This is a genomic window from Polynucleobacter sp. MWH-Aus1W21 (assembly GCF_018687275.1).
In the GTDB taxonomy this organism is placed as follows: Bacteria; Pseudomonadota; Gammaproteobacteria; order Burkholderiales; family Burkholderiaceae; genus Polynucleobacter.
This window is the reverse complement of record NZ_CP061287.1, coordinates 820,282-833,995: the sequence shown is the minus strand read 5'-3', so window position 1 is coordinate 833,995 and position 13,714 is coordinate 820,282. Positions and strand designations below refer to the sequence as shown.

Sequence of the window (13,714 nt, the reverse complement as noted above, 5' to 3'; positions counted from 1 at the left end):
TAATAGAAATAAGAATATCTGCATTCCTGAAAATTCGCAGGGCGCAGGCCAAAAGTAACAATAAAACCGCTTAGAGGATGACAAGGCAATGAGTAAAGTAAGTTTTAACTGGGCAGACCCCCTACTTCTTGATACCCAGCTGACTGAAGAAGAGCGTATGGTTCGCGATGCTGCCGCTGAATATGCTCAAGGCCGTTTAATGCCGCGCATTCATGATGCCTATCGTAATGAAACCACTGATCCTGCTATCTTCCGCGAAATGGGTGAGCTTGGTCTTTTAGGAATCACCATTCCTGAGCAATATGGCGGAGCGAATCTGAACTATGTCTCCTACGGTTTAATAGCCCGTGAAATCGAACGTGTAGATTCTGGTTATCGCTCCATGATGAGTGTTCAGTCATCTTTAGTGATGGTTCCGATTAATGAATTTGGTAGCGAAGCGCAGAAGCAAAAATACCTTCCAAAATTAGCAAGCGGCGAATGGATTGGCTGCTTTGGATTAACAGAACCTAACTATGGCTCTGATGCTGGCGGCATGATTACTCGAGCCAAAAAAGTTCCTGGTGGATTTTCTTTAACTGGCTCCAAGATGTGGATCTCCAACTCACCGATCGCCGATGTGTTTGTAGTCTGGGCAAAGAATGATGAAGGCATCATTCGTGGCTACATTCTTGAAAAAGGCATGAAGGGCTTAAGTGCACCAAAGATTAGCGGCAAGATGGGTCTACGCGCCTCAATCACTGGTGAAATCGTGATGGACGAAGTGTTCGTACCAGCTGAAAATGAATTCCCGGAAATTGAAGGTCTCAAAGGCCCCTTCACCTGCTTAAACTCAGCACGTTATGGCATCGCCTGGGGAGCCCTTGGCGCAGCTGAGTGGTGCTGGCATGCCGCTCGCCAATACACCATGGATCGCAAGCAATTCGGCAAGCCTCTGGCTGCCAATCAATTGATTCAAAAGAAATTGGCAGACATGCAAACTGAAATTACTCTTGGCCTCCAAGGTTGCTTGCGCTTGGGTCGCATGAAAGATGAAGGTATCGCTGCTCCAGAAATCACTTCCATCATGAAACGCAACTCTTGCGGCAAGTCTTTAGATATTGCGCGCATGGCACGCGATATGCATGGTGGTAACGGTATTTCAGATGAGTATGGCGTTGTGCGTCACATGCTGAACTTGGAAGTCGTTAACACCTACGAAGGTACTCACGATATTCACGCCCTCATTCTGGGCCGTGCGCAAACAGGCATTCAGGCTTTTAGTTAGGCACCTAGCTTACTGACGATGGCCTTTGCTGCTCTGGCAAAGGCCTCATCACTATCATCATCTAGCTGTACAAAATTCTCGATTCTGTATTGAGGAAAGTTGCGGACAATAGATGATTGGTAGGATGGGTCGTAATGCTTTACTAGCAACTCTTCAACGAGCTCCGGAAAACTACCGGCATCAATTGCATCATTCCATTTGGCAATCTGTACTTTTCCATAATGAGCCGTTAGTAACGCTAACTTACGCTTGAAATTATCGGTATCAGTTAAGAAGTGATGGTACTCACGAATCAACCAAGAAACTCGAGTCTGTGTGCTTGAACGCAATTCGATACAGGTACCGTTGCGAATCTTTTCCATTAAGGCATCGGGAACGTGTAGACCACCAACCTTCTTGCTCTCGGACTCCACATACACGGTTTTAGAAGGATCAAGTGAGCGCAATGCGTTCCACAAAGCGGTCTCAAAGCCTTTTTGCGATGGCTGGTCCTCATTGGGTTCATTACCAAGCACCGAACCCCGATGAACAGCCAAACCCTCTAGATCGAGTATCTGAGCACCTAGAGCGCCAATCTCCTGAAGCACTCTAGTCTTGCCGCTGCCCGTCATTCCACAAATGACCTGAAATGAAAATTGACCAGCCGCCTGGTCTAGACCATCAATCACCGTTCGACGAAAGCCTTGGTAGCCGCCTTCTAGCTGCTTAGCTTTCCAACCAATCCGATTGAGAATGTGAGTAAAGGCGCCGCTGCGCTCACCACCACGCCAGCAATAAATTAAGGGACGCCACTCACGGGGTAATTCTAGGAAGTGCTTTTCAAGATGAGCGGCAATGTTTTTTGATACCAAGGCTGCGCCCAGTTTTTTGGCTGCAAATGGAGACTCTTGTTTATAAAGCGTTCCTATTTTTGCGCGCTCTTCATTATCAAGAACGGGGTAATTAACTGCGCCAGGAATATGATCTAAAGCAAACTCAGCTGGAGATCTCACATCAATCACGAGATCAAACTGATCTAGCTCAGATAAAAATTGATCAACTCTTAAGATGTGTGGATTGCTGGGTTGCACGATAGACTAGCGCAACTTTTGCAAAATATGCTCAGGCCAAGGCGCAGATTTATTAGTGGTGAGATCTACCCAAACCATGGTGGCGCCGCCAATAGCCGCCTCTACTTCAGGCGAGGTAGTTAAGGCCATGCTGGTATAGACATCCAAACTGGTTCTGCCAATGGCACCTATAGAGGTCTTTAATATCAACTCACCCGGGAACGAGAGTTGTTGATAAAAATTACAGAAGCCATTGAGCATCAACATGGATTCACGGCCGGGAGCAACTTCGTAACCCATGGCAGTGATCCACTCACAGCGCGCTTGCTCCATATATCTAAAGTAAACAGTATTGTTTACATGCCCATAGGCGTCCATATCACCCCAACGAATCGGCATGATCATTTCATGAACAAGCTTTCGTTCTTCGGGAATGGTAATACGCATGGTTTCCGAGTGCTCTTTAGATTAACCAAGTTGTAAAGCAAGTTGGTACAAATTAGTAGAGCGTGCGCCAGAGCGACAAAACGCTAAAACGGGTCCAGGCAAAGTTTTTAAGAGGCGCGCCATTTCTTGTACTTGAGCTTGAGTAAATGCGCCTGGTACTACTGGTAAGTAAACATAGTTCAAGCCCAGCTTTTCTGCTTCCGCCTGAATAGATGCATTGGTAGGTTGATCCGGACCGCCCTCACCATCTGGACGATTATTAATGACACTTTTGTAGCCCTGGGCCGCGATCTCGGCTAAGTGACCTGGCTCAATTTGGCCAAGAGTACCGAACTGGTCGGTATGGCAAGAAATAGGAAGACTCATGAAACCCTCTACATTCAATAAATTTGCAATAGGGTTGATTTTAAATCAGGGTTGACTCAGAGGTTTGGCTTGCTCTTATGGGCTGTAAAGAAGCGCTCGCAGATCTCCATGCCAGCTAGCATGGCAACCACAAACACCAAGGCCTTCAGGTGGCCTGCACCAAGAGCAACTAGGGCTGGACCAGGACAAAAACCAGCGATACCCCAGCCGGCTCCAAAAATTAAGCTACCAATAATCAATGGCTTGGTAATGTCTCTACGCGCAGGAATATGGAGTGCCCCACCAAAGAAAGCTTCAGTTCTTTTGCTAACGACGTAGAACCCCGCTAGACCAACAATCACGGCACCCACCATGACAAACATTAATGAAGGGTCCCAGTTACCAGCTAAATCCAAAAATCCCAATATCTTCTGTGGATTACTCATGCCGGAGATGATCAAGCCCCAACCAAATAGCACGCCAATTGCATACTGACCAAAGAGACTGAAATGTTTTCTCATCTCAAACCCCAATCAAGTGACGCAAAAAGTATACAGTGATAAAGCCTGCACCCATGAAAGAAAGCGTAGCCACTAATGAACGTGGTGATAAGCGTGAAAGACCACAAATACCATGACCACTAGTACAGCCTGAACCATATTGAGCACCAAAGCCAACTAAAAGGCCGGCAATCACAATAGCAATCCAATCTGCCTCAATTTCTACCACTGGAAATATGCCAAAAAATAACGACGCTAGAAACGGTGCGGTTATCAAACCCAACACAAGAGCAACACGCCATGCTGAATCAGTCAATTTAGGATGCAGCAAACCAGAAACAATTCCGCTAATACCCAAAATGCGACCATGCAATAAAACATATAAGGCCGCCGCAACACCAAGAATCATTCCGCCCAATAAGGAAGGAATGGGAGTAAAAGACATCCAATCAATTTGCATTATTCAGCCGTATTTGAAGTTAACTGCAAGGGTTAGGAGCAAGGCGTATTTGTAAATAACGTAGACCTATATAAGCCCCAAAGATAAATCCAGGCAAAGCCAACAATGAACCAATCGCAAGAGTGGAGATGCCGCTCAAGCCCTGCCCTACTGTACAACCTAAGGCAGTCACACCACCAAAGCCCATCAGTGCAGCGCCAACTAAATGGTTAGCGGTATCTTCAGTATTACGGAAGGATTCCCAGCGAAATGATTTGGTTGCGATGGAGACCGCAGTGGAGCCCAAAATCATTCCTACAACAGCCGCAATACCCACTGTGACCACTTTGGATGTATCGCTATACATCATCAACCAATCTAAAGAGTAAGCGTATGGAGCAACAAACGATAGACTTTCCATACGACCTGAATTTGTTACCAAAAATACTTCCTCTAAAGTATTTGGATCCTCGGCAACATATCCTAGATTGCCTGATACCCACCACACCGCACAGATTGCCAATCCTACGGCAATGCCAGCAAATAAATTTTCAGCAGTCCAAAATGCTTTACTAGCTAAGGCATAAGCAATGAATGCTGCGCCAATGATCAAGCCTAGAGCCAGATGAAGTTGAGGACGCGCAATGCCAAGAGGTGAACTCAAAAGACTAGGTAAATCTTGTGGGGTATTAAAGGCGATAAAAAAAGTATCCAAAGTATTGATGCGTACTACGCCCAAGAAACCGCGCATTGTCATATAGGCCGTCAATCCGAGGACCATAAATACCACGACGGACTTTAGATTACCGCCGCCAATACGGATCAAGGTTTTGCTACCGCACCCTGAAGCTAATACCATCCCTAGACCAAATAAAACGCTTCCAACGATTGTGGAGAGCCATAAAAATTTATTACCGGTATAAAAACTTTTGAGTGGATCAATCAAGCCAGCATAAGACATCAAGGTGAAACCAATAATGGCAATACCAATAGCCAAAAACCATTGCTTTAAACGGTCCCAGCTGGACATGATGAAAATGTCAGAAACTGCGCCCATGCTGCAAAACCCAGTTTTCTGCATAACGGCACCCAGAAAAAAGGTGATGGCAAAAGTTGCCCAAAGAACAGACTTACTTAAAGAACTAATATCTACAACATCCATAGCGATCAAATCTTGAAAAAATTAAGGTTTAAATTTGTAAAACTGTTTATTAAGAAAAGCGGTGACATCCGCTTCATCCTCAGGGAACAGATCAAGCCGTAGTTCGGTATTGCATAGACCAACCATCTTTTTTAAGTCAGCCAGTGATTTCACCTTGCTATCAGAGCGGGTGTAAATCATGTCGCCATTACCAAAGCCGGTTTTCTTGGCATGACAGGCGTAGCACTTTTGCTGGTCTATGGTCTTGCCATTAGCCAAATCTGGAGCGGCAAGCGCTGGAGTGCTAATAAGCGCACAAAATGCGATTGCTGAGATAGATTGTAGAAAAGTCATTTTCATTACAAATCAAGGATTTAGCATTAATCTTCTATTTTAAAGCCCAATGGCTGAATTTGCCTTACTTGCCTATCTCACTCAGCCTGGATCGACAGATAGACGTTATAGGCATTCATGCGGTTGGCGGCCCTAAATAGCGGCATTCCCTCATATTCGGACCAATCGGCCTGTTTGTAGGCATCCTCAAAAGGATCTAGGTTAATAGCCGCCTGAGACATGGATGCACGCAGATATCTGAGGTATTCCCTCGTAAAGACGATGTCTTCAACCGGTTTAACCGAGTAATTACCATGCCCTGGAATCACGATATTAGGGTTAAGCTTTTCAATCTCATCCAAGGCGATTAACCAACCTTTGCTATCGGCATTTCCAACAAATGGAATTCGACCCCTAAATACCAAGTCTCCTGCAAACAGCACCTTTTCAGACGGCACATACACCATCAGATCTTCAGGGGCATGCGCAGGTCCAACTCTACTTACGAAGAAATCCACTCCGCCAAAAGTTAACTTTATTTTTTGATCCACCCATACATCCGCAGAGATTAATTTGGTATTTGCATTAACCCACGGAGCGAAATCGATTCTTGAAGCTATCAAGCGTTGCCTAGCGGTTTCAGAAGAGAGGTAATTTCTACCCTCACCCTGCGCATAGATTTTGGCACCAATTTTTTTAAACTCTTGCAAGCCATAAACATGGTCAGCATGGTAATGACTCACGATGAGAGCCACTATCTTTTGCGAAGTAATTTTTCTGATTTCGGCAATGAGCTTTTGTGCAAGAATCGGCGAACCCAATGCGTCGACTACGACGACCCCACCAGGAGTTACGACAAAGCCAGCGTTTGAAATAAAGTTTTGATTAGCGCTGCTTCCCATTTCTGGAAAGCCTTGTACAAAATAGCTATGGGGCGCTACCTGTATTGGCTTTAGCTGAATCGTATCGCTAGACTTGACCTGACCAAAAGCCGAACCCAAAAAGATAAGGGATCCCATCAGGATCCCCGCAAGACTTTTGAAGCAATTCATATAAGACAGCTTATGGCTTGATGTAAGCAAAACCATCTTTATATTGAAGATCAGCAACACGAACTACGCCCGATGGGGTGAAATCAGCATCTAATGTGAATTGATCTTTTTTCAAGTTACGATTCTTGAGAGTAATCTCGCAAACCTCAAACTTCACACCGCGAGATTTCAAAGCGCCAACTAATGGTGCGTACTCCACATTATTCTTTTTATCTTTCGCCCCCTCCATCATGATGTCGACACCATTTGCATGGGTCACCACAATAATGGTGGTTTGTGGTGCTACATCTAAATGATTGCGGATATTACGCAGACCTTTAAGGCCTTGCGTTTCAGCATCATCAATGTGGTAAACCACTTTTGTATTGCCGGTGGATTGGGCTGAGGCAAAAGACCCAAAGCCAAGAGCCAAAGTCAGTATGGCAAGAATCGAGAGTAATTTTTTCATGCGTATATCCTCGGTAATAAATTAGATTGGGGCCATGCCAGGGTTATTTGAAACACCCTTAATAATTGGCTCATTGAGCTTAACTGCTTTAACCACCTTTACATCGCGCAAGTGACGTTCCATCACGTCCCAGATTGCCTCGCCGCCCGCGTTCTTTGCCTCTTCGCTAACCGGTGCCCAGCCTGCCACTTTATAAGTCTTACCAGCCTCAATTGGCTTACCGTTTAAACGCATATCCGTAATACGCTTACCGGCTGTTAGCGCAGGATCAATGGTGTATTGCATGCCGCCAACGCGAACCATGTCACCACCCTGCTGATAATACGGATCTGGATTAAACAAATTATCTGCCACGTCCTCAAGAATGGTCTTGATGGTTTCACCACTCATATTAGTAACCGTGGTGTACGGATAAGTAATCGCCGTTTGATCCATCAGGTTCTCGCGAGTGATTGCTTGACCTGGCAACAGGCTAGTTCCCCAGCGGAAGCCTGGTGAGAAAGCAATCTCCGCATTCTTCTGCGCCATCAGGCCATCTAAGATAAGCTGATCAAAGCTACCATTGAAGTTGCCACGACGATACAAGAGGCCTTCAGTAGTGGCTAATTTTTCATTTAGCTTAGCCTCGAATGGCGCTCTAATTTTGGTGATCAACTTGCTCATTGTTGGATCAGCAGGAATCATATTAGAGAAGATTGGCAGCAACTTATATCTAAAGTCGACTGGCTTGCCGCCCTTCACATCAAAATCGAGAACGCCCAGGAACTTACTATTAGATCCCGCATTGGTAACAAGCGTTACACCACCAGCATTCTTTACCTTAACTGGAATAGGCACACCATCATGAGTATGACCGCCTAGAATTGCATCTAGACCACGCACGCGCGATGCCATCTTTAGGTCAACATCCATACCGTTATGCGACAGAAGCACTACTACCTTGGCCCCTTTAGATCTAACTTCATCAATGGTCTTTTGCATATTCTCTTCTTGAATACCAAAGGTCCAGTCTGGGGTGAAGTATCTTGGATTTGCAATCGGGGTGTACGGGAAAGCCTGGCCAATAATGGCAACCTGAATACCGTTCTGCACTTTCATGACGTATGGGTTAAACACCATATCGCCAAAGTCAGATGTCTTAATGTTTTGAGCAATAAAGGAAACCTTACCTTTGAAATCGCCATTCACGATTTCCATGACGCGCTTCTCGCCTAAGGTCATTTCCCAATGCGGCGTCATGACATCAACACCTAAAGCAAGAGCGGCATCAACCATATCCTGGCCGTTGGTCCAAAGGGATGTACCAGAACCCTGCCAAGTATCGCCACCATCCAATAAGAGTGAGCCAGGACGATTTGCCTTGATTTGCTTAATCAATGTAGCCATATGGGCGAACCCACCCATCTTGCCGTAGTTCTGAGCTGCAGCAACGTAGTCCAAGTAAGTAAATGCATGGGCATCGCGTGTACCTGGCGCAATACCATTAGCCTTTAGGAAATACTCGCCAACTAAGTGCGGAGTCTTGCCCTCTTGCGCGCCAATACCAAGGTTTACATTAGGCTCGCGGAAGTAAATCGGCAATAGTTGCGCATGACAGTCCGTGAAATGCAGGAAGTGGACATTACCGAATTTGGGCAAGTCATAGAATTTCTGTGCGGTGGTTTGAGCATTCACGAAATTGGACTGCAAACTCAATCCGCCTGCTGATGCAATAGCCAAAGCCTGCAGAAAGTCGCGACGATTTAATGACATATAAGTATTCCCTTAAGAAAACAGGCCTGTCGGCCTGTTCTTTGATTCGTTATTGATTAACTGGAGAGGCAGGATCAAGCAGTAAAGCCATGACATCCTGAATCTGCTGCTCATTTAAGAGCTTGAAGTGTGCAAATCGTGGCATATTGCTACACGCGTTATACGCCTTGGAATTATTAATTCGATTCCAGGTGTAAGTAACAACCTCTTGCGAATAACCACGTAGTTTTCCGTAACCAGTCAATGATGGCCCGATATTTCCATAAGAGATCTCTTTAGCATCAATCTGGTGACAGTTATAGCAACCCCCGCCCACTACAGTGTCAGCCTTGTCAGTCCAGGTTGCACCGCGACCACTTTGAGCAATTGCCTCGCCCTTCTTCCAATCACCAATATATTTGCCATCCGATGGTTGCTTGATGGAAGCCATATTGATTTTCTGAATCTTGTCGCGCATCTTTTCGCCCTGCTTGCTATTGGCAAATACAGGGTCGGAACAGAACTTTTGCGTTTCGTCTTGCTGAATACGATCTAAGCCTGCGATACCATCAGCCCTAAAGCTATCCGTCATCATCTTATTAAACTTTGGATCGTTCTTTTGTTGAGCCACTGCAACGTTTTGTAGCAAGCTAGAAGCAACAATAAATCCAGCAATGGTTAAGAGCTTTTTGATATTTGTATTTTTCATGATCTTTATCTCTTATCTCTTAACGCTTTAATCCAGGGGTTTCAACTGTTCCGCCATTGGCGGTCTTTGCCATATACATAGACAAAGCAATCGTCACATCTGAACCATAAATTGGGAATGGGAAACGCTGCTGACGATAGCAATCGTTCAGGCGTTGCTGCATAGTCCAGAACTGACCGCTAGAAACACGATATGCCGGCCAGTAACCCCAACCCATAGCGGCGCCTTTTTGCTCCGTTAAGTTAGGCAAATCTTGCAAACGAATACGTTTACCGTTTTCAGCATGGCAAGATGCACATGAGAAATCCATTGGGCCACCCTGGAAGAAGAATGCGCGTTTACCGAGCTCATACATTTCTTTTTCTTTTGGATGATTAGTGCTGACTTTAATTTTGTCACCTTTAGATGCGGTGACTACGTAAGCAACAATCGCCTCCATATCCTTTTTAGGACCTTTTTGGAATGGAGCATCAATCATTTCTTGTGGATCGCGACCTTGCAGCACTTGCATACAAGTCATTAAGCGTGACTCGAGGTCTTGCACTTTATTGGTATCTTTAAAGTAGCGCGGTAACTGGGCTGCTGCGCCCTTCACAACACCAGCCCCCAGACCTAAATCACACTTCTCAAGAGTGGCGTTTTTAGGACCTGCTGGTTTTTTCCATAGATCTTCACCGGCTGCTTCATAGAGCTCTGAAGGGTTGCCATCAGCGATCATCTCGCGATATTTAGCGATATCGTCTGTTGCACTCTTTTGCGCAGAGACTGAAGATGACACTGCTAATAAGGTAGCCAACAATCCAGAGGCTAACCCTAAAGTTAATTTACGCTGCATTTGCAACCCTTTCAAAACTCAGGTGATAGTAAAAATCTATAGAGACAAGCAATTAAGAAGCGGTTGCTTCGTCGGTGCGCTTGTCACCCTTGCTATCTACCCAGCTTACAACAATCTTGTCGCCCTTAGCACCCTTGTATTTGAAGTTCAAGAATGGATCCTTAGAAACCGCTGGACCAAATTGACCATTCAATACATCTTTGCCATTGGCTTTGACATTAATTGTGCTGATAAACCATGCTGGAATGGTCTTGCCAGAAGCGTCTTTACGCTGGCCAGATTCCATATCGTGTTTCATCAAAATTTTTACATCCACAATTCCACCGTTCTCAGCAGCTCTAACGCGCATTGGATCAGCCATGTTTTCCTCTTGTAATCTAGTAATTAATTAATGGTATTCAGATAGATTGGGGGATTAACCGCCGCAACCACCTAAAGTAACTTTCACTTCCTTAACAGCCATACTCCACTTGCCATCAGCTTTTACCAAGGCGTATACATTGGAGGTCTGGCCCATCTTGATACGTGTGGTAACAAATGGCTCAGTGCCGGCAGGAATGAAGAATTGAGCAGCTAAGGCGCTTGGGTTTTTCTCAACCAGGATTGCCATTTGCTCTGCTTTAAGGGAAGTTGTAATGCCCACCGGCACAACTGCACCATTTTCAGCAATATCAGGCGCATTCAAAGTCACTGCACCAGACTTATCTGGGCTGCCTGCACCCAAGATCTTAAATACATCATCAAGGCTCTTGCCTTCAAAAGCGGCTTTATTCCACTCTTGAGCTTGGGCTACGCTAATAAGACCCGCAGAAGCCATTAAGCCAAAAACGGCTGAATATTTCAATAAACTGCGTCGCTGCTGATTCATAAAAACTCCTTAATTAATCTACTCTTAGTATCAAATATAGCGGTATTTCAAAAAACCTTCTGTAAACCTATTGCCCAGTGAGCACCCAGCGGACGAGCGTAGCCCTATCTTCATCGGATAACTGCGCCTGTGGCGGCATTGGAATGGCTCCCCAAACCCCTGAGCCACCATTTTTGACCTTAGCCATGAGCTTTTCTTGAGCCCCACTCTGCCCCTTATATTTAGATGCAATATCTGCAATAGACGGTCCTACCAACTTCGCATTAGGAGCATGACATGCAGAGCAGTTCTCATTTTTAAATAATGCCGCAGGGCCCTTCGTAGTTGCCGCATGTGTGTCCGCAGCGTGGGCTAAGCCCTCGCCGCTAGATCCGGGTAACTTATCAATTGGCGGCTTAGTCGAATCTGAGCCACGATACGGTCCATACAAACGATTTTGCTCTGCGATATTGCCATGGGCATTTCTAGCAAAGTCCGGCAAGGTTGAGCCAATCTGCACAAACTTCACGCAATTAGTCATACAAGAGGAACCATTAACGTCTGGTTTACCGTTAACACTCCAGAAACCGTGATTACGAGTCATGCCGTTGCGATTTGGCATCTTCTTTTGCACATCAGCAATATTGGCATCACTCAAGACAAAATCATCCGGAACAATTTCTCCTAAGCTCAAAATAAATGCAACGAGCGCATATGTATCGTCCGGCGTTAATGACCTAGGCGCATTCCAAGGCATAGCGCGATAGATGTAATCCCACAAAGTAGAAACCGTAGGCACCTTCATCAAAGTAGTTCGCTGAGGTTGTTTGCGATCGGCCAGAGATGCAACCCTTCCGGTCTTAATGTCATCAGTCGTTGTTCCGCCGGCTATCGGCGTAAAAATTTCATTCGATTCACCGAATACGCCGTGACAACTCGCGCATTTAGCCTCCCAAATGACTTGGCCCTGCTCTACTGAGCCGGATCCTTTTGGCAAACCTTTGAAGTCTGGACGCACATCAATATCCCAAGCCATCACTTCGGCGGGCGTAGCATTACGACCAATGCCTGGGAACTTTACAGATCCTTGTGTATTTTGTGCATAAGCAAATTGAATTGATAAGGCAGCTAAGCCTGCAACAGTTACGCGAGCAAATAATTTATCCAACTTGTACATTGCTCACCTCGCCGTTTGAATCCAATTTCCAGGACTGAATTGCATTGTTGTGATAAATCGAACGATTACCGCGCAAATCACGCAACACCTTAATAGATGGCTGAATATAGCCAGTGTCATCCACTGCTCTTGACTGCAGTATTGCCGGCGAACCATCCCACACCCAATCGATATTGAAACGGGTAATTGACTTAGTAAGCACCGGAGTCTCCAGACGCGCTTGACGCCAGTTATTGCCGCCATCAAATGAGACGTCTACACGCCTAATCTTGCCGCGACCAGACCAAGCCATACCGCTCACATTGTAGAAACCTTTGTCCAGTAGCTGCTGCCCACCAGAAGGTGTAGTAATTACCGATTTGCATTCTTGAATCGATGCGTATTGGCGGTGCATACCATCTGGCATGAGTTCAATGTAGTGAACCGCCTCGTCCTTGGCATTCCAAGGCATATCGCCAACTTCTAGACGGCGCAACCACTTCACCCAGCTAACACCCTGGACGCCTGGAACTACTAGGCGCAATGGGAAACCATTTTCTGGACGCAACATTTCACCATTCATACTCCAAGCAACTATGGTGTCCTCTAAACAGCTTTCCAGATTGATGGTGCGAGTCATACCAGAACCGTCGCCACCCTCAGCAAGCAAGAACTTGCCTTTTTTCAGATCAGCACCGCACTCTTCAAGCAATACCTTGAGTGGAACGCCTGTAAATTCGCAACAAGAGAGCATGCCGTGGGTATATTGAACAGTTGGTACTGCAACGTTGCCCCACTCCAATCCAGTATTGGCACCACACTCAATAAAGTGCGTGCGAGAAACTGAGGGCAATCTCATCAAATCATTCATCGTAAATACACGGGCATTCTTGACCATGCCATTCACCATTAAGCGATGAGTTTCAGGGTTGAGGTTGTACCAACCTTGGTGATGACGCTCAAAGTGCAAACCGTTTGGAGTGATGGTTCCAAACAATCCCTGCAACGGAGTAAACGCAACTGATGCTGCAGAAACGCGCGTTAAACCTGGCGATTCACGGCGTATTAAATTAGCTTCATAGATTGATGGCACACCATATGGCATGGTGGCAACGTTTTTACCTAAAGTAGTTTGCCATTCTTGCTTTTCCAGAATGGCGGGATCACCTTCTCCAGCAGCAAAAGCCATTGGAGAAGCCAAGCCAGCAGCCGCACCACCAATAGCTGATAAAAAACCTTTACGCAAGAAACCACGGCGCGTTTCATCCAGACCATTTGAATTGATATCAGCAATTAACTCTTGTGAGATAAAGTGCTCCGGCGCTTTCACCAAGCGAGCTCTGTTGGCCGGCTTCTCTACCGCCGAGATATCCTCGGCACATAATTCAATTTGCTTCTTAGTCATTTGACCTCTA

17 protein-coding genes are annotated in these 13,714 nt (G+C 45.8%); 1 reads left to right on the top strand and 16 read right to left on the bottom strand.

All coding sequences use genetic code 11. The annotated features are described in order from the left end of the window. Positions 1-88 precede the first annotated feature (88 nt). Positions 89-1,267 carry an acyl-CoA dehydrogenase gene (locus ICW03_RS04350; protein WP_215349442.1) on the top strand — a complete coding sequence of 393 codons (1,179 nt, stop codon included), beginning with the start codon at positions 89-91 and terminating at the stop codon, positions 1,265-1,267. On the opposite strand, the gene mnmH is transcribed toward ICW03_RS04350, so the two are convergent. The 16 genes from mnmH to soxC form a co-directional block, all read right to left on the bottom strand. Continuing rightward, complete coding sequence (mnmH, locus tag ICW03_RS04345) at positions 1,264-2,337, bottom strand: tRNA 2-selenouridine(34) synthase MnmH (RefSeq protein WP_215349439.1); 1,074 nt, start codon at positions 2,335-2,337, stop codon at positions 1,264-1,266. The genes ICW03_RS04350 and mnmH overlap by 4 nt on opposite strands. Before the next feature lie 6 nt (positions 2,338-2,343). Next, complete coding sequence (locus ICW03_RS04340) at positions 2,344-2,763, bottom strand: thioesterase family protein (protein ID WP_215349437.1); 420 nt, start codon at positions 2,761-2,763, stop codon at positions 2,344-2,346. Between the two features lie 21 nt (positions 2,764-2,784). Continuing rightward, on the bottom strand, positions 2,785-3,129 hold the full coding sequence (locus tag ICW03_RS04335) for a TIGR01244 family sulfur transferase (protein WP_215349434.1): 345 nt from the start codon (positions 3,127-3,129) through the stop codon (positions 2,785-2,787). Between the two features lie 56 nt (positions 3,130-3,185). Further along, entirely contained in the window at positions 3,186-3,629 is a 444-nt protein-coding gene (locus ICW03_RS04330) for a YeeE/YedE family protein (RefSeq protein WP_215349431.1), read from the bottom strand. 1 nt (position 3,630) lies between these two features. After that, positions 3,631-4,068, bottom strand: coding sequence for a YeeE/YedE family protein (locus ICW03_RS04325; protein WP_215349428.1), 438 nt, complete (start codon positions 4,066-4,068; stop codon positions 3,631-3,633). 19 nt (positions 4,069-4,087) lie between these two features. Further along, positions 4,088-5,209 (bottom strand): YeeE/YedE family protein, encoded by a 1,122-nt coding sequence (locus ICW03_RS04320; RefSeq protein ID WP_215349426.1) that lies wholly within the window; start codon positions 5,207-5,209, stop codon positions 4,088-4,090. A gap of 21 nt (positions 5,210-5,230) precedes the next feature. Beyond that, positions 5,231-5,542 carry a hypothetical protein gene (locus tag ICW03_RS04315; RefSeq protein ID WP_215349423.1) on the bottom strand — a complete coding sequence of 104 codons (312 nt, stop codon included), beginning with the start codon at positions 5,540-5,542 and terminating at the stop codon, positions 5,231-5,233. 77 nt (positions 5,543-5,619) lie between these two features. Continuing rightward, positions 5,620-6,573 carry an MBL fold metallo-hydrolase gene (locus ICW03_RS04310; RefSeq protein ID WP_215349420.1) on the bottom strand — a complete coding sequence of 318 codons (954 nt, stop codon included), beginning with the start codon at positions 6,571-6,573 and terminating at the stop codon, positions 5,620-5,622. 10 nt (positions 6,574-6,583) lie between these two features. After that, complete coding sequence (locus tag ICW03_RS04305) at positions 6,584-7,021, bottom strand: DsrE family protein (RefSeq protein WP_215349418.1); 438 nt, start codon at positions 7,019-7,021, stop codon at positions 6,584-6,586. Between the two features lie 21 nt (positions 7,022-7,042). Beyond that, positions 7,043-8,773, bottom strand: coding sequence for a thiosulfohydrolase SoxB (gene soxB / locus ICW03_RS04300; protein WP_215349414.1), 1,731 nt, complete (start codon positions 8,771-8,773; stop codon positions 7,043-7,045). 49 nt (positions 8,774-8,822) lie between these two features. Beyond that, on the bottom strand, positions 8,823-9,461 hold the full coding sequence (gene soxX / locus ICW03_RS04295; RefSeq protein ID WP_215349411.1) for a sulfur oxidation c-type cytochrome SoxX: 639 nt from the start codon (positions 9,459-9,461) through the stop codon (positions 8,823-8,825). Positions 9,462-9,480: 19 nt separating this feature from the next. Continuing rightward, complete coding sequence (gene soxA / locus ICW03_RS04290; protein WP_068321437.1) at positions 9,481-10,296, bottom strand: sulfur oxidation c-type cytochrome SoxA; 816 nt, start codon at positions 10,294-10,296, stop codon at positions 9,481-9,483. Positions 10,297-10,348: 52 nt separating this feature from the next. Further along, complete coding sequence (gene soxZ / locus ICW03_RS04285) at positions 10,349-10,657, bottom strand: thiosulfate oxidation carrier complex protein SoxZ (protein WP_068321433.1); 309 nt, start codon at positions 10,655-10,657, stop codon at positions 10,349-10,351. A 54-nt stretch (positions 10,658-10,711) separates the two neighbouring features. After that, positions 10,712-11,164 (bottom strand): thiosulfate oxidation carrier protein SoxY, encoded by a 453-nt coding sequence (gene soxY / locus ICW03_RS04280; protein WP_215349408.1) that lies wholly within the window; start codon positions 11,162-11,164, stop codon positions 10,712-10,714. A 67-nt stretch (positions 11,165-11,231) separates the two neighbouring features. Then, positions 11,232-12,320, bottom strand: a complete 1,089-nt coding sequence (locus tag ICW03_RS04275) for a c-type cytochrome (RefSeq protein WP_215349405.1) — start codon at positions 12,318-12,320, stop codon at positions 11,232-11,234. Further along, complete coding sequence (gene soxC / locus ICW03_RS04270) at positions 12,304-13,704, bottom strand: sulfite dehydrogenase (protein ID WP_215349403.1); 1,401 nt, start codon at positions 13,702-13,704, stop codon at positions 12,304-12,306. The genes ICW03_RS04275 and soxC overlap by 17 nt, the downstream gene beginning before the upstream one ends. Positions 13,705-13,714 lie beyond the last annotated feature (10 nt).